Annotated in this window: 23 protein-coding genes and 2 tRNA genes; 16 read left to right on the top strand and 9 right to left on the bottom strand. The window is 71.0% G+C overall.

The features are described 5' to 3' along the window. Positions 1 to 26 precede the first annotated feature (26 nt). Positions 27 to 623: a histidine phosphatase family protein gene (locus SSP08S_RS01540; RefSeq protein WP_019065812.1), complete on the bottom strand. Its 597-nt coding sequence runs from the start codon at positions 621 to 623 to the stop codon at positions 27 to 29. A gap of 209 nt (positions 624 to 832) precedes the next feature. Between SSP08S_RS01540 and SSP08S_RS01545 the strand changes: the two genes are divergently transcribed. The 7 genes from SSP08S_RS01545 to SSP08S_RS01575 all read left to right on the top strand — a co-directional run bounded on the left by SSP08S_RS01545 (position 833) and on the right by SSP08S_RS01575 (position 7,563). Beyond that, on the top strand, positions 833 to 1,798 hold the full coding sequence (locus SSP08S_RS01545) for a phosphatase PAP2 family protein (RefSeq protein WP_019065813.1): 966 nt from the start codon (positions 833 to 835) through the stop codon (positions 1,796 to 1,798). Beyond that, entirely contained in the window at positions 1,749 to 3,092 is a 1,344-nt protein-coding gene (locus SSP08S_RS60630; RefSeq protein ID WP_019065814.1) for a hypothetical protein, read from the top strand. Before SSP08S_RS01545 ends, SSP08S_RS60630 begins: the two co-directional genes overlap by 50 nt. Beyond that, positions 3,083 to 4,681: a hypothetical protein gene (locus SSP08S_RS01555; protein ID WP_019065815.1), complete on the top strand. Its 1,599-nt coding sequence runs from the start codon at positions 3,083 to 3,085 to the stop codon at positions 4,679 to 4,681. Before SSP08S_RS60630 ends, SSP08S_RS01555 begins: the two co-directional genes overlap by 10 nt. Then, positions 4,678 to 6,018 (top strand): AAA domain-containing protein, encoded by a 1,341-nt coding sequence (locus SSP08S_RS01560; protein WP_019065816.1) that lies wholly within the window; start codon positions 4,678 to 4,680, stop codon positions 6,016 to 6,018. Before SSP08S_RS01555 ends, SSP08S_RS01560 begins: the two co-directional genes overlap by 4 nt. A 346-nt stretch (positions 6,019 to 6,364) precedes the next feature. Further along, positions 6,365 to 6,736: a DUF8844 domain-containing protein gene (locus tag SSP08S_RS01565; RefSeq protein WP_019065817.1), complete on the top strand. Its 372-nt coding sequence runs from the start codon at positions 6,365 to 6,367 to the stop codon at positions 6,734 to 6,736. Positions 6,737 to 6,884: 148 nt separating this feature from the next. Continuing rightward, on the top strand, positions 6,885 to 7,499 hold the full coding sequence (locus SSP08S_RS58675; RefSeq protein ID WP_026178089.1) for a bifunctional DNA primase/polymerase: 615 nt from the start codon (positions 6,885 to 6,887) through the stop codon (positions 7,497 to 7,499). Then, positions 7,490 to 7,563: transfer RNA gene (locus tag SSP08S_RS01575), tRNA-Lys, on the top strand. The genes SSP08S_RS58675 and SSP08S_RS01575 overlap by 10 nt, the downstream gene beginning before the upstream one ends. Positions 7,564 to 7,614: 51 nt before the next feature. On the opposite strand, the gene SSP08S_RS01580 is transcribed toward SSP08S_RS01575, so the two are convergent. Next, on the bottom strand, positions 7,615 to 8,931 hold the full coding sequence (locus SSP08S_RS01580; RefSeq protein ID WP_019065818.1) for a M6 family metalloprotease domain-containing protein: 1,317 nt from the start codon (positions 8,929 to 8,931) through the stop codon (positions 7,615 to 7,617). 375 nt (positions 8,932 to 9,306) lie between these two features. Here SSP08S_RS01580 and SSP08S_RS01585 point away from each other — a divergent pair, with 375 nt between their 5' ends. Continuing rightward, on the top strand, positions 9,307 to 11,136 hold the full coding sequence (locus SSP08S_RS01585; protein ID WP_043259224.1) for a putative bifunctional diguanylate cyclase/phosphodiesterase: 1,830 nt from the start codon (positions 9,307 to 9,309) through the stop codon (positions 11,134 to 11,136). Here SSP08S_RS01585 and SSP08S_RS01590 read toward each other — a convergent pair. The 3 genes from SSP08S_RS01590 to SSP08S_RS01600 form a co-directional block, all read right to left on the bottom strand. After that, a complete protein-coding gene (locus tag SSP08S_RS01590) occupies positions 11,124 to 12,224 on the bottom strand; it encodes an LLM class flavin-dependent oxidoreductase (protein WP_019065820.1) in 1,101 nt (366 codons plus the stop codon). The two genes, SSP08S_RS01585 and SSP08S_RS01590, sit on opposite strands and share 13 nt — an antisense overlap. Before the next feature lie 91 nt (positions 12,225 to 12,315). Next, positions 12,316 to 13,050 carry a maleate cis-trans isomerase family protein gene (locus tag SSP08S_RS01595; protein ID WP_019065821.1) on the bottom strand — a complete coding sequence of 245 codons (735 nt, stop codon included), beginning with the start codon at positions 13,048 to 13,050 and terminating at the stop codon, positions 12,316 to 12,318. Next, positions 13,047 to 13,832: a maleate cis-trans isomerase family protein gene (locus SSP08S_RS01600; RefSeq protein WP_026178091.1), complete on the bottom strand. Its 786-nt coding sequence runs from the start codon at positions 13,830 to 13,832 to the stop codon at positions 13,047 to 13,049. Before SSP08S_RS01600 ends, SSP08S_RS01595 begins: the two co-directional genes overlap by 4 nt. Before the next feature lie 148 nt (positions 13,833 to 13,980). Here SSP08S_RS01600 and SSP08S_RS01605 point away from each other — a divergent pair, with 148 nt between their 5' ends. Together SSP08S_RS01605 and SSP08S_RS01610 are read left to right on the top strand one after the other, a co-directional pair. Further along, on the top strand, positions 13,981 to 14,943 hold the full coding sequence (locus SSP08S_RS01605; RefSeq protein ID WP_019065823.1) for a D-2-hydroxyacid dehydrogenase: 963 nt from the start codon (positions 13,981 to 13,983) through the stop codon (positions 14,941 to 14,943). A 22-nt stretch (positions 14,944 to 14,965) separates the two neighbouring features. Further along, a complete protein-coding gene (locus SSP08S_RS01610; protein WP_019065824.1) occupies positions 14,966 to 16,354 on the top strand; it encodes an amidase in 1,389 nt (462 codons plus the stop codon). On the opposite strand, the gene SSP08S_RS01615 is transcribed toward SSP08S_RS01610, so the two are convergent. Next, positions 16,341 to 16,835 carry a DUF3830 family protein gene (locus SSP08S_RS01615; RefSeq protein ID WP_019065825.1) on the bottom strand — a complete coding sequence of 165 codons (495 nt, stop codon included), beginning with the start codon at positions 16,833 to 16,835 and terminating at the stop codon, positions 16,341 to 16,343. The genes SSP08S_RS01610 and SSP08S_RS01615 overlap by 14 nt on opposite strands. Positions 16,836 to 16,882: 47 nt before the next feature. Between SSP08S_RS01615 and ehuB the strand changes: the two genes are divergently transcribed. The 6 genes from ehuB (at position 16,883) to SSP08S_RS01645 (ending at position 21,101) form a co-directional block, all read left to right on the top strand. Continuing rightward, positions 16,883 to 17,800 carry an ectoine/hydroxyectoine ABC transporter substrate-binding protein EhuB gene (gene ehuB, locus SSP08S_RS01620; protein WP_026178092.1) on the top strand — a complete coding sequence of 306 codons (918 nt, stop codon included), beginning with the start codon at positions 16,883 to 16,885 and terminating at the stop codon, positions 17,798 to 17,800. Continuing rightward, positions 17,797 to 18,516 (top strand): ectoine/hydroxyectoine ABC transporter permease subunit EhuC, encoded by a 720-nt coding sequence (gene ehuC, locus SSP08S_RS01625; protein ID WP_019065827.1) that lies wholly within the window; start codon positions 17,797 to 17,799, stop codon positions 18,514 to 18,516. The genes ehuB and ehuC overlap by 4 nt, the downstream gene beginning before the upstream one ends. Beyond that, positions 18,513 to 19,163: an ectoine/hydroxyectoine ABC transporter permease subunit EhuD gene (gene ehuD, locus SSP08S_RS01630; RefSeq protein ID WP_019065828.1), complete on the top strand. Its 651-nt coding sequence runs from the start codon at positions 18,513 to 18,515 to the stop codon at positions 19,161 to 19,163. The genes ehuC and ehuD overlap by 4 nt, the downstream gene beginning before the upstream one ends. Positions 19,164 to 19,173: 10 nt before the next feature. Then, the gene (gene ehuA / locus SSP08S_RS01635; protein ID WP_019065829.1) at positions 19,174 to 19,950 is read left to right on the top strand and encodes an ectoine/hydroxyectoine ABC transporter ATP-binding protein EhuA; all 777 of its coding nucleotides are present in this window, start codon (positions 19,174 to 19,176) and stop codon (positions 19,948 to 19,950) included. Positions 19,951 to 20,170: 220 nt separating this feature from the next. Continuing rightward, entirely contained in the window at positions 20,171 to 20,929 is a 759-nt protein-coding gene (locus tag SSP08S_RS01640) for an IclR family transcriptional regulator (protein ID WP_019065830.1), read from the top strand. Between the two features lie 98 nt (positions 20,930 to 21,027). Then, positions 21,028 to 21,101: transfer RNA gene (locus SSP08S_RS01645), tRNA-Lys, on the top strand. Between the two features lie 55 nt (positions 21,102 to 21,156). On the opposite strand, the gene SSP08S_RS01650 is transcribed toward SSP08S_RS01645, so the two are convergent. The 3 genes from SSP08S_RS01650 to SSP08S_RS01660 form a co-directional block, all read right to left on the bottom strand. Further along, a complete protein-coding gene (locus SSP08S_RS01650; protein WP_158697120.1) occupies positions 21,157 to 22,044 on the bottom strand; it encodes a hypothetical protein in 888 nt (295 codons plus the stop codon). Between the two features lie 164 nt (positions 22,045 to 22,208). Continuing rightward, positions 22,209 to 23,864, bottom strand: coding sequence for a long-chain-fatty-acid--CoA ligase (locus SSP08S_RS01655; RefSeq protein ID WP_019065832.1), 1,656 nt, complete (start codon positions 23,862 to 23,864; stop codon positions 22,209 to 22,211). A 49-nt stretch (positions 23,865 to 23,913) separates the two neighbouring features. After that, complete coding sequence (locus SSP08S_RS01660) at positions 23,914 to 24,378, bottom strand: DUF3592 domain-containing protein (protein WP_019065833.1); 465 nt, start codon at positions 24,376 to 24,378, stop codon at positions 23,914 to 23,916. Between the last annotated feature and the right edge of the window lie 33 nt (positions 24,379 to 24,411).

Here is a 24,411-nt window from a genome sequence, read left to right on the forward strand (position 1 = left end):
AGCCCCGCGCCCCTAAAAGCCTGCTCTTACGCGGCTAGATGCCCCAGGTCGTTCCAGCTCTCTATCGCCGGCTCGCCGTAGGCCCAGCCCAGTACCGACAGCGACGTGGGGTTGAGGCGTATCCGCGCCGCGAAGTCGATCGGCAGGTCCAGCCAACGCGCGCCGATCGAGCGGAGGATGTGGCCATGGGCGAATACGAGGACATCGCGGTCCTCGGCGCGTGCCCAGGCGACGACCTCGTCCGCGCGGGCGGTGACCTCCGCGAGGGTCTCCCCTTCGGGGACGCCGTCGCGCCAGATCAGCCAGCCAGGGCGTACGTCCTGGATCTCCTCCGGGGTCATGCCCTCGTAGGCGCCGTAGTCCCACTCCATGAGGGTGTCCCAGTCGGTGGCGCGGTCGCCGAAGCCGGCGAGTTCGCAGGTCTCACGCGCGCGTGCCAGTGGACTGGTGCGGACTTCGACCCCGGGAAGGCCGTCCAGTGGGGGCCGGTGCAGTCGCTCGCCGAGCACCTTGGCGCCGCGCCGGCCCTCTTCGAGGAGCGGGACGTCGGTCCTGCCGGTGTGCTTCCCGGACAGCGACCACGCTGTCTGTCCGTGCCGGGCCAGCAGGATGCGCGGTGCCATGGGGAACCTTTCCGGGAGATGTCCAGAGGCGGGTCATTCCATCATCGCGCACCCTGGAGAAGGGCAACCCGGGGGGCGATCTCTGCGTCTTTGAGGTCCGGGGGCGCCCGAAACGGGGCGCGCACATACGCCGTAAAGTGTCCCGACCGAGCAACCGGGAAGCCGGAGCACCGGGCACCGCACCAGGACAGAAGGGGGAGGGCGATCGGATGCCGCAGACCGAGACACCAGGCATCGAGGCGGACCGGCGAAGCCGGCTGCGCTGGTGGACCGAGCTGCCGCTGATCCTCATGGTGTACGCCTCGTACTCGGCGGGCCGCCTGCTGGCCAGGGGCGACACCGCGAGCGCCGTGGACCACGGGCTGGCGATCCTGCGCATCGAGAAGGTCCTGCACATCAACGCGGAGCACCCGCTCAACCGGCTCTTCACACGCGAGGCCTGGCTCGGTATCCCGGCCGACTTCTGGTACGCGTCGCTGCACTACCTGGTCACGCCCGCGATCCTGATCTGGCTGTTCCGTTCACGTGCACAGGTCTACCGCGCGGCCCGCACCTGGCTGATGACGTCCACGTTCATCGGCCTGATCGGCTTCACCCTGCTCCCGACCTGCCCGCCCCGGCTCCTCTCTCCGGACTACGGCTTCGTCGACACGATGGCCAAGTACAGCTCGTACGGCTGGTGGGGCGGCGACGCGAGCGCGCCGCGCGGCCTGGGCGGGATGACCAACCAGTACGCGGCGATGCCGAGCCTGCACTGCGGCTGGGCGCTGTGGTGCGGAGTGATGCTGTGGCGCTACGGCGGTACGCGGCTCACGAAGGTCCTCGGTGTCGCCTATCCGCTGCTGACGGCGATCGTGGTCATGGGCACCGCGAACCACTATCTCCTCGACGCGGTCGCGGGCGTGGTCGTGATGGGGCTCGGGTTCCTGCTCGCGCCGCAGGTCATGAAGGCCGCGGACCGGATCAGGACGCGGTTCGAGGGGCGCGGCTCGCTCGTCGCGGCCCGGTCCCGCGGCGCCTCTCTCGGCTCAGAAACCTCAATTGTCAGTGGCGGATGCCAGACTTCCCCGGGTGAGCGAATTCCACGGCAGCGCGAGTCACAGCTCGGTACCGGAGCCGAGCCGGGTGCCTCCCCCACGGACGCGGGGGACGGCGCTCCGGCACCGGCTCGCTGAGCTGCGCGGCCCTGACGTCCCGGCCAAGGCACTGGACGCGCGCGCCCTCGCGGCCCTGGCCGCGAACCCGGGCTGCGAGCGCCGGGCGATCCTGGACGGCGCGGGGGTGAACAAGGCGGTGCTGGCCGACGCGCTCGGCTCGCCGTCCGCCTTCGGGCAGTCCCAGTTCGCCTTCATGCGGGGCAACGCGTTCGAGGCCCGGGTGAAGGCGGACGGCGGCGCGGAGCTGCTGCGGCTGGTGCACGAGAAGCTGGACCCGGGCGCCGAGCCGCCGACCCGCGCCCGGGTGCCCGAGCTGACCGCGGTCGGCCCCGAGGGACGCGCGGCGCGTACGGCGCTGGCGCTGCGCGAGGCGACCGAGGCCGCCGCCTGGACGCTGCTGGACCACCCGATGCTCGCCCTGGACGTGGCGGGCTCCCCGGCCTTCCTGGAGCCGGACGCGGTGGTCGTGCACCCGGACGGCAGTTGGACGGTCGTGGAGATCAAGTCCTTCCCGATGCTGGACGGTTCGGCGGACCCGGCGAAGGTCGGCGCGGCGGCCCGCCAGTCGGCGGTGTACGTGCTGGCGCTGGAGGAGGTCGCCGCCCGCCTCGGCGCGGAGCCGGAGGGGCGCGCCGGTGTTGAGGGGGTGAGCGCGCGGAGGCCCGAAGGGTCGAGCACGGTCGCCCCCTCAACACCGGCTGAGGCGCCCCGGAGGCGGAGCGCCCAGGACAGCGTTCCCGTCCCCCAGGTGCGCACGCGCGTGCTGCTCGTCTGCCCGAAGGACTTCTCGAACCTGCCCACCGCGTCCGCCGTCGACGTCCGCAAGCAGCGGGCGGTCACCAGTCGTCAACTGGCCCGGCTCACCCGCATCGAGGACATCGCCGACACCCTCCCCGAGGGCACCTGCTTCGCCCCCGACCGCCCGGTCGCCGAGCTGACGGCCGCCGTCGAGTCGGTCCCGGCGGCCTACGCCCCCGAGTGCCTGGCCGCCTGCGAGCTGGCCTTCCACTGCCGCGACCGCTCCCGCGCATCCGGCGCGGTCACCGCTCTCGGCCGTTCCCTGCGCGCCGAGCTGGGCGACCTGACCACGATCGACGAGGTCCTGGCGGCGGCCCACGGCGAGGCCGGCGACCCGGACGACCCGGCGGTGGCTGCCCTGCGCAGGGCGGCGGAGTTGCGGGCCGAGGCGCTGGCGTACCACCCGGAGGGGCCGCACGGCGACCAGGGAATCCTGGGCGCCCACCCCGAGGATCCGCACAGCCGACAGGCAGTCCTGGGCGACGCCCGGCCGGAGGGCGCCCCATGTCGCTGATCTCAACTCTCGCCCGCCTGGAGGCCGTTCGCACCGGCCGCGCCCAGCCCGCCGCCACCGTGCGGCACCGGCATCTGTCCGAGCGCCCGCTCGTCCTGGTGCCGCTCACCACCGCCGGTGAGGCCGGCGCGCCCCTGGGTGCGCTCGTCGGTACGGACCGGGACGCGCCGCGGCTGCTCGTCGTACCGCAGCCGCGCGACCGCGACCTCAGGTTCGCGTTCCTGGCCGAACTCGCGGACGTGGTCCTGCCGTACATCGACACGTTCACCGAGGACGTGGAGGCCGCCGAGCGCAACGAGACCGATCCGGAGACCGGGAAGCGGATCAAGGTCGAGGTCGAACTGTGCGCGGACGCCCCGCAGTTGATCGTGCCGAGCCGCGCGGGCGTCGAGCTGGTCCGGCTGCTCGGCCGCTCGATGCGGTTTCGCCGTACGGCCGAGCAGGACCCGGAGACCCCGCATCCCGCGCCGCCGCACGTGCCGTTGCTCGGGCGCTGGCTGACCCACTTCGGGGAGCGGGCCCGGGTGCCCGGTTCGGCGCTGCTGCTCGCGCTCACCGAGGTGCTCGGCCGGCACTGGGCGACCGGTCAGTCCAGCCTGGAGGACCAGCACCTGGGCGCGCTGCTCGCCTGGATCGACCCGCCGGACGGTGTCTCCGGTGCGGAGGCCGCGCTCGACGCGGAGCTGCGGCGGGACGCGCAGGGCCAGTTGGTGTGCCCGCCGGCCGGCCCGGCCACGGACCCGGCGTTCGACAACAAGCTGCTCGCCCCCGCCATCGAGCGCTACGACCGTGCGCGTACCGCCCTCGCCGCCGCCGAGGACGGCATGGAGGCCGACGACCGGCTCGGTGAACTCACCGCCGCCGAGCGGGAGATCAGGGCCCTCGTCGAGAGCGTCACCCGCCCGACCTGGGACGCGGTGTGGCACGGGCTCGACCTGCTGCGAGGGCTGCCGGAGGGCGCGCACGCCGTCGACCGGTGGACGCGCGACCGCTGGTCGTTCACCGGTCACCGCGACCGGATCACCGCCGGTGAACCCCCGCAGCCGCGCCGCGACGACGCGGTGACCGCGGCCAACAAGCTCGCCACGCGCGAGCGCGAACAGGCCCGCCTGGACGCCCAGGAGGCCCTGGACGACCCGCTGGTGATGGCCGGGCGGCGGCTCGCCGGGGAGGCCTTCGCGGGCGAGGTCACGGATGTCGTCATGGCGTACAGCGAGGGCAAGAGCCCCCGCCCGCGCCCGCTGGTGACCGTACGCACGGACGACCGGCCGCATCTCGGGGAGCGGGCGAAGGTGTTCCGGTCACTGGGCGGCAAGCCGCAGTCGGCGGAGTTCGTGGACCACGAGGAGGAAGGCGCCCTCGTCGTCCTCCGGGTCGTCGACAAGATGGGCCGGGGCAAGGAGCCGGAGACCGGTTCGGTGCCGGAGAAGGGCGACCGGATCTGCTTCACGCTCTTCGAGCACGAGCAGCGGGGCGGCGCGAAACTGCCCGACCCGGAGGAGACACCGTGGACGCACGGCGGGCCGCCGGGCGAGGAGAGCACCGTCCAGGAGTCGGCGGATCCGGTGACCGAGGAGGACGTCCTGTGACGCCGGACACGGCTTTCGACCCCGGTGCCGAGGCCGGCCGGGCCACCGACGCGATCCTGCGCGACACCCTGCACGGCACCGCGCGCGGAGTCGTCGTCGACTCCCCGCCCGGCGCCGGCAAGTCCACGCTCGTCGTCCGCGCGGCGCTCGAACTGGCCGACGCGGGGCGCCCGTTGATGGTGGTCGCGCAGACCAACGCCCAGGTCGACGACCTCGTCGTACGGCTCGCCGAGAAGAACGGCGAGCTGCCCGTGGGCCGCCTCCACAGCAGTGACGCGGACCCGTACGACAAGGCGCTGGACGACCTGCCCAACGTACGGAAGTCGGCGAAGGCGGGTGAGCTGGCCGGGCTTCCGGTCGTCATCTCCACGGCGGCCAAGTGGGCACACGTCAAAGTTGACGAGCCGTGGCGGCACGCGATCGTCGACGAGGCGTACCAGATGCGCTCGGACTCCCTGCTGGCCGTGGCCGGGCTGTTCGAGCGGGCGCTGTTCGTGGGCGACCCGGGGCAGTTGGACCCGTTCGCGATCGTCGGCTCGGAGCAGTGGGCGGGTCTGTCGTACGACCCCTCGGCCTCGGCGGTGACGACCCTCCTCGCGCACAACCCCGAACTGCCGCAGCACCGCCTGCCGGTGTCCTGGCGCCTCCCGGCCTCGGCCGCTCCCCTGGTGTCGAACGCGTTCTACCCGTACACGCGTTTCCGCAGCGGCACGGATCACGGCGACCGGCGGCTCGCCTTCGGTGTCCCGTCGGACGGTTCGGGCCCGGACCGGGTGCTCGACGAGGCGGCGGAGTCGGGCTGGGGCCTGCTGGAACTCCCCGCCCGCCACACACCCCGCACGGACCCGGAGGCGGTACGGGCGGTGGCGACGGTCGTACGGCGGCTGCTGGACCGGGGCGGCGCGGCCACGTCGGAGCGCTCGTCCGACCCCACTCCGCTGACCGCCGACCGGATCGCGGTCGGCACCGCGCACCGGGACCAGGCGGCGGCGGTCCGCGCGGCGCTGGCGGAGCTGGGCGTCACGGACGTGACGGTGGACACGGCGAACCGGCTCCAGGGCCGGGAGTTCGACGTCACGGTCGTCCTCCACCCCCTCTCCGGCCGCCCCGACGCCACCGCCTTCCACCTGGAGACAGGCCGCCTCTGCGTCCTCACCTCCCGCCACCGGCACGCCTGCATCGTCGTCTGCCGGGCCGGCGTGAGCGAACTCCTGGACGACCACCCGTCGACGGAGCCGGTGCAGCTGGGGGTGACGGTGAAGTTTCCCGATGGGTGGGAGGCCAATCACGCGGTGCTGGCGCACCTGGCCGAGCACCGGGTGGTGTGGAGACCGTGAACCGGCGTTCCGGCGCTGGGCAGGCGGGCGCCTGGCCGCTTCCCGCCGGACGGAGTCCGGCTCGCCGCCGGAGGCGGCCAATGGATGCAGCCCGGACGGGTGGGAGGCGAATCACGCGGTACTCGCGCACCTGGCCGAGCACCGGGTGGTGTGGAGACCCTGACGGCTGGGCAGCCAATCACGCGGTGCCGGCGCACCTCGGGGAACGCCGCGTGGTCCGGGAGGCTTGAGGGTTCCGGGACCGTGCCCCGGTGGTATGCCCGGGGCCTCTTGCGCGGCCGGGGGACAATGGACGGTGGTCCGGCTCGTGAGGCGGGTCATCGGTGACGTACGAGGAGGAGAAGACATGGCGGAGCACACGCCGCGTCGCAACCAATCGCGGCTACGCCCCGCGCCCCTGATCTTCGAGCCCGCGCAGGCGGCCGAGGACCCGGAGCACTTCTTCGACCTGGAGTCGATGGACGACCCGCGCGCGCTGCTGGCGCGGGCGACGGAGCTGACGCACGCGTTCCGCGCCGCGACGGACCGCGCGGTGGAGTTCCAGGCGATCGCGGCGGCCCAGCTCGCCGACCCGCGCCGCTTCGACCGGCTGACGCCGGCGGACATCGCCGAGCGGGCCGGGTGGACCGAGGACTACGCGAAGAAGATGGTCGAGTTCGGGCGGGATCTGCTGCGCGGCACCGAGGGGCGGGACAGCGGGGGCGCCGACCCGGTGTGACCCGAGGGGCGAGGGGGTTCTCGGCATAGCTTTCGGCATCGCGTTTGGCATATGCCCGGCGGGCAAGATACTCCCTCCCGCCCCCTCCTGTCCCGATTTCGGGCAACCCTCGGAGAGCGCGCGCTCACGGCCGGTAGATCTGTTCGCCATGAGCCGCACTCAGGACGACCCCTTCGCCGACCGCTTCGACATCTCGGGCGTGACACCGGACGGTGCCGCCTGGCTCGCCTCGGCAGGAACGTATCCGCGGAGCACGCTCGCCCTGTGGCGGGAACGGCCGGACGCCCCGGTCGTCCTGCCCTGCGGCTCCGCCTTCGACATCGTGAACGCCCCGGCGGTCTTCGGCCGCCGTATGGTCGACCGGTTGTGGGACGAGGGTCCCGGCTCCGGGCCGGTCGCGACGTACCGGGGCCGGATGCTCCTGTTCGCCACCCCCGGGACGGCTCAGCGGCTGCCCTCGCTGCTGGGCTGGGAGGAGTGGGGCGCGGCTGCCGCGGAGCACGGTCGTACGGAGTACGTGCCACCGCTGCTGTGCCACGGCAAGGGCGACGCGGTGACCGTCCCGGCGCTGGTCGGCGCGGCCGACCGGGCGCCGTCCGACTCCCGCTGGCTGGTCGCCCCGGACACGCGCCGACCCTGGCTCCCCGGCGCGGAAATCCTGCTCTGGGCGGCCGTGCGCGCCGCTCGCGCGACCGTGCGCATATCGATTTTTCCTCCCGCCGATCAGGATGCTAAGGTCTACGACGTCAGCAGGCGCCGCTAGCTCAGTTGGTTAGAGCAGCTGACTCTTAATCAGCGGGTCCGGGGTTCGAGTCCCTGGCGGCGCACCTGTGAAGGGCCCTTCGCGAGAGCGAGGGGCCCTTTGACGTACCCGGTGTTCAGGGGCTGTCCCCGGGCGTGATGGTCGCCTTCCACGCCCCCGAATCCGTCCGTCCCTCCACCGCCACCCGTACGTTGTCGCCGGGCACGGTGAAGGTCTCGCCGAGGGCGACCGGGGCGTCGGCGAGGGGTGGGTAGACCGAGGTCTCCCAGCAGGCCTCGGTGCGCGGGTGGGCGTCGACGACCTCGATCGGGCCGCTGCCGGAGGCCGCTCCGCCGCGTACCCGGTAGACGAGGACGCCCTGTTTGCAGGCGGTGCTGTCGTTGCCGACGGGGCTGCGGGCCTCGAAGGCGAGCGCGCTGTCGGTGCCGGTCCGCACCACGGCCAGTTTGACGCCGAGACCGAGTCCGAACGCGGGCGATCCGGCGTTGCCGGCCGTCGGCGGCTCGGCGGCCAGCGGTTCCAGGGTCAGCCGGGTCGGCCCGGCCCCTCGTACGCACACCACCTGGCGCGGATCCAGCCAGCCCAGCTTCCACTTGTGCCAGGCGAACAGGTCGGGGGCCAGGCCGAATTGACTGCCCATCAGATCCCAGTCGCCGACATAGGTGTCCCAGTCGCCCTTGCCGTCCACCGGCCGGTGATAGAGGTCGGGAAGGTCGAAGACATGGCCCGTCTCGTGGGCGAGGACCAGTCGGTCCGGCGGGTGCTTCTCGAAGACCGTGACGACCCGCCGGATGTCCGTGCCGTCGGCCCGCAGCGGGGTGTCCAGGTTGACGACCTTCGTCGCGTCCGAGTCCACCCCGGGCGCGTCCGGATCGGCCACGAAGTAGACGACGTCGTAGCGCGCGAAGTCGACCTGCGGATCGGCGGCGGCGAGCGCGTCCCGGAGATACGCGGCACGGTCCGCCGGGTTCCAGTCACGCTGTATGGCGTACGACGTGGACGGCTTCGGCATGCGGATCCAGTTCCGCAGCGGGTGCGGGCGGAGCGTGAACCTGCCGTAGGAGGCGCGTTCGTAGAAGCGGGTGGTGGCCGGGAAGTGGTCGGCGGCCAGTTCGGCGGGGGTGGCGCGCGGGGTCGCGTCGGGGAAGGAGAGGAAGATCATCACCGCGTCGAGCGGGCGGGTGGGGCGTGGGTAGGCGGCGTTCCAGGTGTCCAGGCCCTCGGAGTGGTGGACCTCGGTGCGCCTGAGGGCACAGGGGGTGGACGAGTAGGGCTCGGCGACCGACTGGCTGGACATGATGGAGGTCGCGGCGAGCGCGGACATCGTGGTGAACACGGCAGCGGTGCTGCGCAGCCGGGGGCGCGTCCGCCACTGGGAGAGCTCCTTGAGCGCCGTACGGGAGAGCCCCTTGAGGGGGAGCTGACACGGCACGTTGGACCTCCGGGAGCGGTTCGCGGGACACCGACACCCAGCCTGTGATGGTTTGTTGGGGTATGCCTCGTTTATCTGCACCAGACGAGTGAGGGGGACGCCTGGGACGGCTGAGACACGCCCGGGCCGACATCCGGAAACACTCACGGAACGTCACATGTGGTCGGCCATTTGGCGAACCTGCCCAGGTGCGGGCGGAATCGATCTGCCGGAACGGGCCGTTGTTCCGGGACACTGGAGAGTGGCTGGAAGGGCCGGGGGCCAACCTCTATGATCGGCACACTTTCCTGCACGGACACGGCACGGCGGCCTCCTACCCGGTCGGCCATCCCGACGAGACCCATCCGAAGATCGAGTGCACTGCGGGAGCGAGCGGTGAGCGGAACGTCCGAAGGGCCGGCGCCCGCGGCAGACCTCATCCGGCCGGCCGTAACAGAGAGTAGTGGCGACGCGTCGCCCGGTGTCAGTCTTCCCGCGGACGGCCGGCTCGGGTCCGCCTTCTCCGCGTCCCCCCTCGCCATGGCCGTCGTGGACCGCGACGGGCTGGTGGTGAGCGCCAACGACACGTTCGGCGCACTGCTCGGCAAGGGCGGTGCGGCCCTCGCCGGGCTGGTCGCGGCCGATCTGGTGGACCTGAGGTCGGACGCCCGCACCTGGCACGCCTACCGCGAGGTGCTGCGCGGCCGGCAGGCCAAGCTGAGCCGCACCCGCCGGGTCAAGCACCCCGACGGGCACTCCCTGTGGGTGCAGGTGACCGCGGCACCGCTGCCGGCCGCCGAGCACGGTGTGCTGCTGTCACTCACCGACATCAGCGACCGCCGTGAACTCCAGGCGCGGCTACGGCACTTGGAGATGCACGACCCGGTGACCCGGCTGCCCAACCGCACCCTGTTCTTCGAGCGGCTCTCGGCCGCGCTGGAGGCGGAGTCGTACGAGCAGGGCGGCACCGGGCGGATCGGCCTGTGCTATCTGGACCTGGACGGCTTCAAGGCGGTCAACGACACCCTCGGCCACCGGGTCGGCGACCGGCTGCTGGCCGCCGTGGCGGAGCGGCTGACACGGTGCGCGGACGAGGCGGGCCTCGCCCGGGCCACCGCCCCGCTGGTGGCGCGGCTGGGCGGTGACGAGTTCGCGCTGCTCGTCGAGGACTCGACCGGCACCGACCAACTGGCCGATCTCGCCGAGTCGGTGCTCAAGGCGCTGCAGGCGCCGTTCAACCTGTCCGGGCAGCGGCTGTCGCTGTCGGCGTCGATCGGGGTGGTCGAGCGGCAGGCGGCCGGTACGACGGCCACGTGTCTGATGCAGGCCGCCGACACCACGCTGTACTGGGCGAAGGCCGACGGCAAGTCCCGCTGGACGCTGTTCGATCCGGAGCGCAACGCGCACCGCATGACCCGCCAGGCACTGGCCTCCACCCTCCGCCCGGCCATCGAGCGGGGTGAATTCACCCTGGAGTACCAGCCGTTGGTGGGCATGGAGAACGGACGGCTGCGCGGGGTCGAGGCGTTGGTGCGCTGGAACCACCCGCAGTTCGGCATGCTGACGCCGAATCGGTTCATCGGACTGGCCGAGGAGGACGGCTCGATCGTGCAGCTCGGCCGCTGGGTCCTGGTCACCGCCTGCCGTCAGGCCCGCCGCTGGCAGCTCGACCACCCGGACGAGCCGCCGATCTTCGTGAGCGTCAATGTGGCCGTACGCCAGGTGTGGGACTCCGACCTGGTCGCGGACGTGGCAGATGTTCTGGCAGAGACCGGACTCGCCCCGCATCTCCTCCAGTTGGAGCTGACCGAGTCCGCGGTGATGGGTTCGGCGGGCCGCCCGTTGCAGGCGCTCCAGGCCCTGAGCGACATGGGTGTCCACATCGCCATCGACGACTTCGGCACGGGTTACTCGAACCTGGCGTACCTGAGCCGCCTCCCGGTCTCCGTCCTGAAGCTGGACGGCTCCTTCGTCCGGGGCTTCCAGTACGAGGGCGAGGGCGTCCCGCCGAACCCGGCCGACGAGGTCATCGTCGAGGCGATGATCCAACTCGCCCACCGGCTGGGCCTGTCGGTGACCGCCGAGTGCGTGGAGACCTCGTCACAGGCGTCCCGGCTGCGCAGGATCGGCTGCGACACCGGGCAGGGGTGGCTCTACTCCCGCCCGGTGGCGCCGGATCGTATCTCCGAGCTGCTGGGTACGAAGGCCTGCAATCAGGCGTCCTGAGCGGCCGTCAACTCATAGGCGTCGGCGATCAGTTCGTACGAGCGCAGCCGCAGGTCGGCGTTGTGGGCGTGGGACGTGAGCATCAACTCGTCGGCGCCCGTGCGCTTCTGGAGGTCGTCGAGGCCGTCGCGGACCTGGTCGGCGGTCCCGTGGATGACGTTGGCGTTCCAGGAGGTGATGAACTCCCGCTCCATGGGGCTGAATTCGTACGCCTCCGCCTCTTCCGGGGTGGGCACGAGTCCCGGGCGGCCGGTGCGCAGCCGGACCATGTTGAGGGCGGCGGCCAGCACCTGGCGGCGGGCCTCCTTCTCGTCGTCGGTGGCGAGGGCGGAGACACCGATCAGGGCGTACGGCGCGTCGAGCACCGCGCTGGGCCGGAACGACTCGCGGTAGAGGTCGAGGGCCGGGATCGTGTTCTGCGCGGAGAAGTGGTGGGCGAAGGCGAAGGGCAGGCCGAGCATGCCGGCCAGCCGGGCGCTGAAGCCGGAGGAGCCGAGCAGCCAGATCGGCGGGCGGTGCGGGGACTGGACGCCGCCCGGCGAGGTGGACTGGATCGGGCCGGGGACCGCGTGGATACGGGCGTAGGGGTGGCCGCTCGGGAAGTCGTCGTCCAGGAAGCGGGTCAGCTCGGCGAGTTGCTCGGGGAAGTCGTCGGCGCCTTCGTTGAGGCGCTCGGTCCGGCGCAGGGCGGCGGCGGTGGCGCCGTCGGTGCCGGGGGCGCGGCCGAGGCCGAGGTCGACGCGGTTCGGGGCGAGCGCCTCCAGGGTGCCGAACTGTTCGGCGATGACGAGCGGGGCGTGGTTCGGGAGCATGACGCCGCCCGAGCCGAGGCGGATGCGGTCCGTGTGGGCGGCGAGGTGGGCCAGGATCACGGCGGGCGAGGAGGAGGCGACGCCCGGCATCGAGTGGTGCTCGGCGACCCAGTAGCGGTGGAAGCCGCGGGCCTCGGCGAGCTTCGCGATCCGCACGCTGGTCCGGAGCGCGTCGGTGGCGGTGCGGCCGGCGCCCACGGTCACCAGGTCCAGTACGGAGAGGGGGACGGGGGCGGTGCCCTGCGCCGTACCCCGGATCTCGTCGTCTGTCGCCACGGTGGGTGCCTCCTGGTGTGAGCTGTGCGGTGTCCTTCCGGGGCTAACAGGAGGCTGTCTCCGCTTTATTCCCGGCGCTCGGCCGGGCCGCTCAGTCGGCCTGTACGAGGGGTTCCCTGGTGAACAGCGCGCCCAGCTCCGGCGCGTTGACCCTGCGGTCCGCCAACCGCAGCGCCTCCCAGACCGTGACCTGGTTCGCCGTGAGGACCGGCTTGCCCAGCTCCTTCTCCAGGTCGGTGAGGTGGCCGGCCGTGTGCAGGGCGGTGTCCGGCAGGAGGACCGCCTCGATGTCCGGGCCGTCCACGGACCGGGCCAGCGCCAGCACCTCGTCCCGGCCCCAGGTGCCGACCTCGGCCGCGGTGATGATCCCGGAGGCGCGCACCACGGCCGGCTCCACTCCCCCGGCCCGCAGGAAGTCCGCGAAGAGCGCCGCCACATCGTCCGGATAGGTCGCCCCTACGGCCACCCGTCGCACTCCCAGCTCCCTCGCCGCGTACACGAAGGCGAAGGACGTCGACGACGCCGGCAGCCCGGCCGCCCGGGCCAGGGCGCGCACCTGCTCGTGGGCGCCCTCCCAGCCGTAGACGAAACTGCCGCTGGTGCAGGCCCAGACCACCGCCTCGGCGCCGGACATGCGCAGCGCCTCGACGCCCGCCGTGAGGCGCTCGGGGGAGCCCATCTCCAGGAGCGCGTCCACGCGGTGCGCGTCCTCCCCGATGTCCGTGTGGACCACGTCGAGGCGGACGTCGCTGCCGAGGAGCTGTTCGATGCGCGGGTAGTCGTCCTCGGCGGAGTGGCCCGGGTAGAGGAATCCGAGTGCGGTCATGACCAGCCTTCCTGGTGTTCTTCCGGCAGTACCGGCCCCCGGTGGCGCGCCGACTCGTCCAGCAGCGCCTGATAGGGGCCCACGGCACGCGTACCCAGCCTGCGGAGGGCTGCCCACATCGTGACCTGGTTGGCGGATATCACCGGTATGCGGAGTTCCGCCTCCAGCTGGGGGATCACGTCGTACGTCGGAAGGTTGGTGCAGCTGATGAAGAGCGCGTCGGCGGCGCCCTTGACGGCCTGACGGGCCATGTCGACGACGTCCCGGTACGGCACCTTCCAGATGTGCCGGGTCAGGCCCATGAAGGCGCGGCCTGTGACCTCCACGCCGGCCTCGGCGAGGTACTCCTCCAGAGACTGGGTGACGGACACGGTGTACGGCGTGACCAGGGCGATACGGCGGGCGCCCAGTTCGGTCAGGGCGGCGAGCAGGGCGCCCGAGGTGGTCAGGGACGGCACCTCGCCGGCCCGGGTCATCGCCTCGCACATCGCGCGCTCCCCGGCGAGTCCGCCGACGAAGCTGCCGGAGGTGCAGGCGTAGGCGACGACCTCGGGGGCGATGGCGTTGAGTGTGCGGACCGCGTCGTGCAGGGTCTCGTGCTCGCTGACCAGGCGGGCCAGATCGAGGCTGACCTCGACGGGCACGAACGGCGTCCGCGTGAGGTGCAGCGAGATGTCGTCGGGCACCCAGCGCCACAACTCGCGGTCCAGCGCGAAGTCGAAGGGGGCGACGACACCGACACCGCGCTGCGGGCGGGGTCCGCCCAGGAAGGAAACGTGCATGGCAACACCGGCCTCACCGAGAGAAACGGGGTGACAACGGTCCGTGCGGGCGTCCGTGTTGACGAAGGTAGGTTCGAGTGCGAGCGTGGTCAATCCGCGCATGTCAGACCGCCGCACCCCGGTTGTTTCCCGCGAGAAACGGCTCCGCATGACCGCAACTCCCGCTGCCCCGCCCACCCTTCTCGTCCTGGACGCCGACCCGCTCCCCCGCCTCGGAAAGCTCACCGGCCGTGTGCGCGTGCGGCACGCCGACGCGTCGACACTCGCGGAAGAACTGCCGTCCGCCGACGTCCTGTTGGTGTGGGACTTCGCCTCGCACGCGGTGCGCTCCGCCTGGCCGGGTGGGGGTCCGAGACCGCGCTGGGTGCACACCGCGAGCGCGGGCGTGGACCATCTGATGTGCCCCGAACTCGCCGACTCCGACACGGTGGTGACGAACGCGCGCGGGGTCTTCGACGATCCGATCGCCGAGTACGTCGCCGCCCTCGTCCTCGCGATGGCCAAGGACCTGCCGCGGACACTGGACCTCCAGCGTGAGCGGACCTGGCGGCACCGCGAGGCGCAGCGGGTGGCCGGGACCCGGGCCTGCGTGGTCGGCTCCGGGCCGATCGGACGGGCGATCGTCCGTATTCTCAAGGCACTTGGCGTGACGACCGCGCTCGTGGGCCGTACCCCGCGCACCGGTATCCACGGCCCCGGCGAACTCGACCGGCTGATGGCCCGCGCCGACTGGGTGATCTCGGCGGCACCGCTGACCGACGAGACGCGGGGCATGTTCGACGCCCGCCGGTTCGGCTGTATGCAGCCCTCGGCCCGTTTCATCAACGTGGGACGCGGACAGCTCGTCGTGGAGGACGCGCTCGCGGAGGCACTCACCAAGCACTGGATCGCGGGCGCCGCCCTGGACGTCTTCGAGGCCGAGCCCCTCACCCCCGACAGCCCGTTGTGGCAGGTCCAGGGGCTGATCGTCTCCCCGCACATGAGCGGCGACACGGTCGGCTGGCGGGACGAACTCGGCGCGCAGTTCGTGGAGTTGTACGAGCGCTGGGCGGCGGGCAAGCCGCTGCGGAACGTGGTCGACAAGAAGCGCGGGTACGTACCGGGGCACTGAACTCCCCACTCTGGAGGGCCGGATGACGACCGAACTCACCGAGCTGACCGCCGTGGAACTCCTGGACGGCTACCGCAGAGGGGAGTTCAGCCCCGTGGAGGCGACCCGCGCGACCCTGGAACGGGCCGAGGAGATCCAGCCCGTCGTGAACGCGTTCGTACGGCTCGACGCGGAGGGCGCGTTGGCGCGGGCGGCCGAGTCTGCGGAGCGCTGGCGGCGCGGCGAGCCGGCCGGGCTGGTGGACGGCGTGCCGGTCACCGTGAAGGACATCCTGCTGCAGCGCGGCGCCCCGACCCTGCGCGGCTCCAGGACCATTGCGGAGCAGGGCAGTTGGGACGAGGACGCGCCCTCGGTGGCCCGACTCCGCGAACACGGCGCGGTGTTCATCGGGAAGACGACGACCCCGGAGTTCGGCTGGAAGGGCGTCACGGACTCCCCGCTCTCCGGCATCACCCGCAACCCGCACGACCCCTCGCGCACGGCCGGCGGTTCAAGTGGCGGCAGCGCGGCGGCCGTTGCCCTCGGCGCGGGCCCGCTGTCCCTGGGCACGGACGGCGGCGGCAGCGTCCGTATCCCCGCGTCCTTCTGCGGGATCTTCGGCCTGAAGCCGACGTACGGCAGGGTGCCGCTGTACCCGGCGAGCGCGTTCGGCACACTGTCGCACGTCGGCCCGATGACCAGGGACGCGGCGGACGCGGCGCTGCTGCTGGACGTGATCGGCGTCCCGGACGCCCGCGACTGGTCGTGCCTGGACCGCCGGCCGGGCTCCTTCACGGAGGAGCTCGCGCACGGCATCCAGGGCCTGCGGATCGCGTACTCCCCGTCCCTCGGCGGCCAGGTCGCGGTGCGTCCGGCGGTCGCGGCGGCGGTACGGAGGGGCGTGGAGCGGCTGGCCGCGCTCGGCGCGTACGTCGAGGAGACCGACCCCGACCTCACGGACCCGGTGGACGCCTTCCACGCCCTGTGGTTCGGCGGGGCGGCCCGGGTGACGCAGAAACTCGCCCCGCAGCAACGGGAGTTGCTCGACCCGGAACTGCGGGAGATCCGCGCCGCCGGGGCCCGCCTCTCGGCACTGGACTACCTCGCGGCGGTGGACGTCCGGATGGAACTCGGCCGCAGGATGGGCCTGTTCCACGAGCGCTACGACCTGCTCGTCACCCCCACCCTCCCGATCACCGCGTTCGAGGCGGGAGTCGAGGTCCCGAAGGGTTCCGGGCACCGCCGCTGGACGGGCTGGACCCCGTTCACCTACCCCTTCAACCTGACCCAGCAGCCCGCCGCCACCGTCCCCGTGGGAAACGACGGCGACGGGCTGCCGATCGGGATGCAGATCATGGGGGCGCGGCACCGGGACGACCTGGTGCTGCGGGCGGCGCACGCCTGCCTCACGGCCGGGGTCACGCCCGCCTGAAGCTCAGCGTCTCCCCCGCCGCTCCCGTCCGCCACAGGTCGTTGCAGGCCTCCGCCATCTCCGTCAGCCCCTCGACGACCTCGCCCCAGACGATGCCCGGCACCCAGCCCACATCGCCGTTGAGGAGGAGGTTGTTGCGTTCGTAGAAGAGGGCGAGGTCGACCACCGTCGTGCCGGCGCGGACCTCGCGGTCGTAGCCGTAGGCCTTCGTGCCGAGTTCCGTGCCGGCGAAGGCGAAATAGCAGAGATCACCCGGTATGGGGGTGACCGTGGGGTTTTCCAGCGGGGGTTCCGTTTCCGCGAATGGCGGGAAAAGGGCGTAGATCTCGTTGCGGGCGTACTTGGCGTGGTAGACCTCGCCGGCGAGCGGAAGTGCGTTCCAGATCGCCGCACAGGTCAGCGGCGCGCGTTCCACCAGCAGTTTTGCCCGGCAGTGGACGTTCCGCTTTGCGAGTGAAACCTCGATGAACTGATCCGTCATGCCTTCCAGGGTGCATAACCCCGATGCGGTCGGGTAGCTGCGCGCCCATGGCTCCACCACATGGGAACGACAGACACACATCCGGTCACACGCCGGGTCACACCCGCCGGGCACTGCTCGCCGGGGTGGCGGCGGCCGGTGCGCTGGGCGCGGCCGGCTGCAGCCGCGTGGCCACCGCGTCTACCAGCAACGGCGGCGATCTGCTCGACCGGCTGAAGGCGCAGGGCGTCGTACGGCTGGGCATAGCGGGTGAGATCCCGTTCGGCTACATCGACAAGGACGGCCGACTGACCGGTGAGGCACCGAAGTTGGCGGAAGCGATCTTCAAGCGGCTCGGCGTCGGCAGGGTGCAGCCCGTGCCCACCGAGTTCGGCTCGCTCATACCCGGCCTGAACTCGCAGCAGTTCGACGTCGTGGCCGCCGGGATGTACGTGACCCCGGAACGCTGTGAGCAGGTCATCTTCGCCGACCCCGACTACCAGGTGCTCGACTCCTTCGTCGTCCGCAAAGGCAATCCGAAGGGGCTGTACGACTACAAGGACGTCGTCGCGAAGAAGGCGAAGTTCGCCACCGGCACGGGGTACGCGCAGATCCAGCACGCCGTCGACGCCGGGTACAAGCAGGGCGACATCCTGATCGTCCCGGACCAGGTCGCCGGGCTGAACGCCGTGGAAGCAGGGCGGGTCGACGTCTTCGCCGGTACGGCGCTCACCACCCGCGCGGTCGTGCAGAAGTCGGCGAAGGCGGAGTCGACCCGGCCGTTCGCGCCGCTCGTCGACGGGAAACCGCGGATCGACGGGGGCGCCTTCGCGTTCCGGCCGACCGAGACGAAGCTGCGCGACGCCTTCAACGTCGAGCTGCACCAGCTCAAGAAGAGCGGGGAGCTGTTCCGCATCCTGCGGCCCTTCGGGTTCACCAGGGCCGAGATGACGGACCTCACCGCGAAGGAGCTCTGCGGCGCATGACCTCGGGACTCTGGGAACTCGTCCTCAAGGGGATCTGGACCACGGTCCAACTCCTCGTCCTCAGCGCGCTGTTGGCGACCGCCGTGTCGTTCGTCGTCGGCGTCGCCCGCACCCACCGGCTGTGGATCGTTCGCTTCCTCGCCGGCTTCTACACCGAGGTGTTCCGCGGCACCTCCGCCCTCGTCATGATCTTCTGGGTGTTCTTCGTCCTGCCGGTCGCCTTCGGCTGGCAGCTCGTCCCGCTGTGGGCGGGCACCCTCGCACTCGGGCTGACCTACGGCGCGTACGGCTCGGAGATCGTGCGCGGTGCGCTCGGAGCGGTCGACCCGGCGCAGCAGGAGGGCGGGGTCGCGCTGAGCTTCACGCCCTGGCAGCGGATGCGGCTGATCCTGCTGCCGCAGGCGGTGCCGGAGATGATCCCGCCCTTCTGCAACCTGCTGATCGAACTGCTCAAGGGCACCGCCCTGGTGTCCGTCATGGGCATGGGTGATCTCACCTTCAGCGCCAACCTGGTGCGGCTCGCACTGCAGCAGAGCGCGGAGATCTACACGTACATCCTGCTGATCTACTTCGTGATCGCCTTCACCCTCACCCGGCTGATGCGCGGCCTGGAGAAGCGGCTGAAGGCCGGGATCGGCAAGGCGCCCGGCAACGAGAAGACCGCGCGTGAACTGAAGCGCGCCCAGACCACAGGGGTCGGAGGCCGGGTCGCATGAACTGGGACTGGAACGCCGTACGCGACTTCATGCCGTACTTCTGGGACGGTCTGGCCGTCAGCCTCCAGGCGCTGCTCCTCGGGTCGCTGATCTCGTTCGGGCTCGGGCTGGTGTGGGCGCTGCTGATGCGGGCGCCGACTCGCTGGGTGCGCTGGCCCGTTGGGACCGTCACCGAGTTCGTCCGGGACACTCCGCTGCTGGTGCAGCTGTTCTTCCTCTTCTACGTACTGCCGGAGTGGGGGCTGACCTTCTCCGCGCTGACCACCGGTGTCCTCGCGATCGGGCTGCACTACTCGACGTACACGATGCAGGTCTACCGCGCCGGCATCGAGGCGGTGCCCGTCGGCCAGTGGGAGGCCGCGACCGCGCTGAATCTGCCGGTGCGCCGGACCTGGACGGCCGTGATCCTGCCGCAGGCGATCCGCCGGGTGGTCCCGGCGCTGGGCAACTACGTGATCGCGATGCTCAAGGACACCCCGATCCTGATGGTGATCACCGTGCTGGAACTGCTGGGGCAGGCCCGGCTCTTCTCCCAGCAGCACTTCCAGTTCACCGAGCCCATCACCGTGATCGGGGTGGCCTTCGTTCTCATCTCCTATCCCGCCTCCCTGCTGATCCGAGCCCTGGAGCGACGCCTTGTCCGCTGACACGCCCCTCGTGAACGATCCCGACGCCCACGCCAACCCGCCGGTCGACGGCAGCGAGCTGATCCGCCTCGACCACGTCACCAAGCGCTTCGGGTCCAACACCGTCCTCGACGACCTCGACTTCTCCGTAGAGTCCGGCAAGCACGTCACGCTCATCGGGCCCTCCGGGTCGGGCAAGACGACGATCCTGCGGTTGCTGATGACCCTGACGAAGCCGGACGAGGGGACGATCACCGTCGACGGGGAACAGCTCTTCCCCGCGCCCGAGAAGCGGGTCCGCGAGATCCGCAAGAAGATCGGGATGGTCTTCCAGCAGTTCAACCTGTTCCCGAACATGACCGTCCTGCGCAACATCACCGAGGCACCGGTCACCGTGCTGGGCATGCCCAAGGACGAAGCGGAAGCGCGCGCACTGGAGCTGCTGGACCTGGTCGGCCTCGCCGACAAGGCCGACGCCCGCCCGACCCGGCTCTCCGGCGGCCAGCAGCAACGCGTGGCGATCGCGCGGGCGCTGGCGATGCGCCCGCAGGTGCTGCTGCTCGACGAGGTGACCTCCGCGCTGGACCCGGAGCTGGTCGCGGGCGTGCTCGACGTGCTCCGGGACATCGCCCGCACCACCGACATCACCATGCTCTGTGTGACCCACGAGATGAATTTCGCCCGGGACATTTCCGACCAGGTCCTGATGTTCGACGCGGGCAAGGTCATCGAATCCGGCCCGCCGGAGCGGATCTTCGGCGATCCGGAACAGCAGCGGACCCGCGAATTTCTCGGCGCGATTCTTTGACGTTTGTTCAACTACGCCAAGTGAACAACCGAACACCCAAGGTCTACGCCACGTGGCATGCCTTAGGCATATGCCAATGGTCCCGCGTCCCAGTTGGGAGGGCATGAGCAGGAACACAATCTCGCCAACAGCCGCTCCACATCGGCCGTTTGACAGCTATCGTGGAGAGGATTCGCTGTCCGGTATCACGGCCCAAAAAGCGAGCGCAGGGAGAAACACCGTGGCGCTGATGCACGAGCCGACCGCTCCCTACCACTCGGTACAGGAAGCACTGCGCATCCTGGAGACCGTCGCGGGACACACCACCGGTGTCACGGACACCGAACTGGCCCGCCGCACCGGCCTCGGCGTCGAGCGCCTGACCATACTGCTGCGGACCCTGCGCCGCGAGGGCTACGTCGAGCAGCTCACCGACGGCGCCTACGTCACCGGCGAGGCCCTGGGCCGGCTCGGCTCCGCGGCCGGCCGCGACCAGGCGGTGCGCGAGCAGATCCAGCGCACCCTGGACCGGCTGCGCGACTCCCTGGGCGCGGCGGTCTACGTCAGCAGGTACGTCGACGGGGAGGTCACGATCACGCAGTACGCGGCCGGGCCCACCACCCCTGCGGTCAACGAGTGGGTCGACTTCCGCTTCTCCGCGCACGCCACCGCGCTCGGCAAGAGTCTGCTGGGCCAGCTCGACCACAACGGCCGCCGCGACCATCTCTCCCGCCACAAGATGGCCCGCCTCACCTCGCGCACCATCACCAGCGACAAGCTGCTCCTCTCCCGCCTGGAGACCCAGCCGCCGACCGTCCCCCATCTCGACCTCCAGGAGTACGCGGTGGGCACGGTCTGCGCCGCCGTCCCCATCACGGCCGGCTCCTCGGTGGGCTGCCTGGCCCTCTCCCTCCCGATCGAACACGCCCACCGCCTCCGCCAGGCGGCGGACACCCTGAACCGCGAGGCGGGCCCGGTCCTGCTCTCCCTGGCCATCTAGCGGCTGCTCCGACCCTGGTCCAGAGCACCCCTCCGGACCAGGTAGTATTTTCTCGTCGCCCTCCGCGAGACACCGATCCAGCGGAAGGCGTGAGTCATGCGCCGCTAGCTCAGTTGGTTAGAGCAGCTGACTCTTAATCAGCGGGTCCGGGGTTCGAGTCCCTGGCGGCGCACAGTGTGTGATCAAGGGCATCCTTCTTCGGGAGGGTGCCCTTGGTCGTCTTCCAGCTAACGCGCGCCATTGCGTGACGGATGGCGTGGTGGAGGGGCGAGGAACGCGATCTCGGCATCCGTCAGGGGCCGAGCTTCGTTCCACAGGGTGTTGAATTCACTCATGTACACCCTGAAGAGAGAGCGGTTGGCGCCCTTGATCTCCAGAGCGGGACAGGACTCCGCAGGCGCATGGTAAAGATAGGGTGTCGCGATCAGTGTCTGGTCGAAGCGGGACACCATGACGTACTGGATCACTCCTTCGAGGACCCGCACTTGGAATGCGTCACCGTGCTCCTCGCTAATTTTTTTCGCCACGTTGTGGAAGAACCAGAGTGATTCCCTGTTGTGGGCGGAAGTGGAGCCCCCTTTGTTCGGCTCACTCTCCACGACTTCCAGCATCGATTCACTGTCCTGCGTAATCGGCGCATACAGCATGATGCGATAGCGACAGCCTTGAGCGGCACCGGCGGACACGCTGTTCAAGAAGGAATCCCGATCCAGCACCCAGTTGTGCTGCGCGACGCCGGACAGGACGACCTCTTGGCCGGCGCCCGCGAGGAGATTCTGCCACTCACGGGGTGTGCCGTGGCCGGCGTTGCGTTCGCTTGCGCGGACCAGACCGGCCGCGCGCAGGGTCTCCGCGGTGGAAAGCAACTGGCTCAACTCCGTGGCACGTTGCTGAATCAGGGCCACGTCACGCGCGATGTCACTCGTTCCCGGGGTGAGCGGCTCGCCGCCCATCATGTCCCAGAGAAGGGTGAGCAGCGCCGTGCTGAGAAAGATGATTCCCACGTTGATCAGCATCTGATTGGCCAAGGAGCCACCCGCGGTGCGCGGGGCGATCAAAAGACAGCATGCGCCCGCCAGCGCGAAAACCGTCCGTGCCAGCCCGGGACGATTCATGTCCCACCCTCCCGCCGTTACTGCTTACGTTGGAGGGGACGCGTCGCTCACGGAGAGGGTTCTTGTGCGCGAAGGGAAAGCGGTAGCAGAGGGAGCATTCCGGGGCGTGCAAAACTCCTGCGCGCCGCAGGCGAGGCACACGCCGGGCGACGGGCTTTGGAGGATCAGGTTCGGAGGTTCAAGGGAGTCTCAGATTCGGCGTCCTCCGCACTCAGCAACCGATAAGCCCCCTCCCCCGCCGGCCGCCACCACACCGGATCCGCGCACCGCACCCCCTCCCGCCGCAGCCCCGCCCGATGGATCTTGTTCGTTGCCGTGACCGGCATCCGTCGCACCACCCGTACGAAGCGGGGCGCCATCTTCGTCCCCAAGTCCGGCTGGGACAGGAGGAATTCGGCGAAGGCGAGTGGGTCGAAGTGGCCGGCGATGGTGGCCATGACCTGGTCGCCGGTGACCGGGTCCGGTACCGCGTAGACCGCCACGGCGTCGGCGCCCTCGTAGCGGGCGAGGATGTTCTCGATCATCGCGGCGGCGAGGTTCTCGCTGTCGACGCGGAGGCGGTCGTCGGTGCGGCCGGCGAAGTAGAGGTAGCCGTCGGCGTCCCGGTAGAAGAGGTCACCGGTCCAGTACCACCCTCCCCCACTCTCGGCTTCGCTCGAGCGGGGGGACCCCCACCGCCGACGCTCCGCGTCCGCCTCCGGGTTGCGCCAGTAGCCCTCGAAGGGGTTGGGCCCGCGGTTCACCAACTCCCCTATCGCCGTATCCCCGTTGAGCAGCCGGCCGGCCGAGTCGAAGACCGCCGGCGGGCACTCCTCCCAGGTCTCCGGATCGAGTACGGCGAGCCCGGGCGCCGCCCGTCCGACCGCCCCGGTCGGTGTCCCCGGCGACCACTGCACCGCCGCCCCGCCCTCCGAGGACCCGTACCCCTCCACCAGCCGCACCCCGAACCGCCGCTCGAACGCCGCCGCGTCCACCGCCCCCGCCTCCGTGCCGAAGCCCATCCGCAGCGGGTTGTCCCGGTCGTCGGGGCGTTCCTCCGTGGCCAGGACGTACTGCACGGCACGCCCGACGTAGGTGAAGTACGTGGCCCGGTAAGCCCGTACGTCGTCCAGGAAGCGGGACGCCGAGAACCTGCGGCGCAGCGCCACCCCCGCCCCGGCCGCCAGCGCCGGTGCCCAGTCGGCGATCACCGCGTTGCCGTGGAACATCGGCATGCAGATGTAGTGCACGTCGTCCGGGAGGACCCCGAAGCTGTCGACCAGCGAGGCTCCGGCGGCGGCGAGGCGGCCCTGGGTGCAGATCGCGGCCTTCGGGGCACCCGTGGAACCCGAGGTGAAGTAGAGCAGGATGCGGTCGTCGGGCGTGGCCCGGGAGAAGGCGTCCGGTTTGGTGTTCGCGTACGGCGCGAGGAGGTCGTCGTAGGCCTGAGTGTCCGTCACCAGGACGCGCACACCCGGAAGTCGGAGGTTCTCCAGCAGCGGAAGGTGTGCGCGCTCGGTGATCAGGAGCCGGCATTCGGTGTGCAGGATGTCGCGGGCCAGCTCCGGGCCCCGGCGGGTGGGGTTGACGCCGGCGACGGCCGCGCCCGCGAGGGCCGCCGCGCTCAACCACAGGGGATATTCAGGGGTGTTGTCGAGCAGGACGCCGACGTGGGGTGCGGCGCCGGGCGGCAGGAGGTCGGTGAGGAGCGCCGCTCTGGCCGCGGCGCCGGCCGCCACCTCGTGGTGGGTGAGCGTGCGCCCCTCGCACCACAGCCCGGGGCGGTGGTCCTCCCACCGTGCCTGTACGAGTTCCGCGACGGTACGCCTCCTGGACTCCATGGGGGCGCACGGTAGTTGACATACCGTCAGATGTGGAGGGGTGTGCCGGTCAGAACCCGTCGGGGCCCGAGCCCGCGAAGGTGGTGGCGTAGGAGGCGATGAAACCGATGCAGAACACGACGATCACGCCGAGGAAGGCCAGGATGCCGAAGGTGGCCGCCGCCTGCTTGCCCCGGCTGGGCTCGTGCGCGGTGGCGACCACCTCGCGGCCGTCGGTGTAGTACACGGTGACGTAGTCGCCCTCGATGACGGTCCCCCGGCCGCCCTCCTCCTCGAACCGCACGGAGCGGCCGTCGCGGGCGGTGAACTCGTACACGTGGTGGAGCGTCGTGCGCACCGAGGTGTCACCGTGCCCGCCGCTCACCGTCGTGTACGAGCGCAGGCAACGCCCCTCGGCCGTCAGGCCGCTGTTCCAGGCACCGCGCACCTGGAGCCAGCGGCGTGTCACGCGATACCCCATGAAGAGGGCGAAGGCCATGACGAGGCTTGGGATGAGGTAGAAGATCAGGTCCATGGTGCGTCCCCCGAGGTCGGATACCGCTTGGTG

The sequence above is a fragment of the Streptomyces hokutonensis genome, assembly GCF_000376565.1.
Taxonomy (GTDB): Bacteria; Actinomycetota; Actinomycetes; order Streptomycetales; family Streptomycetaceae; genus Streptomyces; species Streptomyces hokutonensis.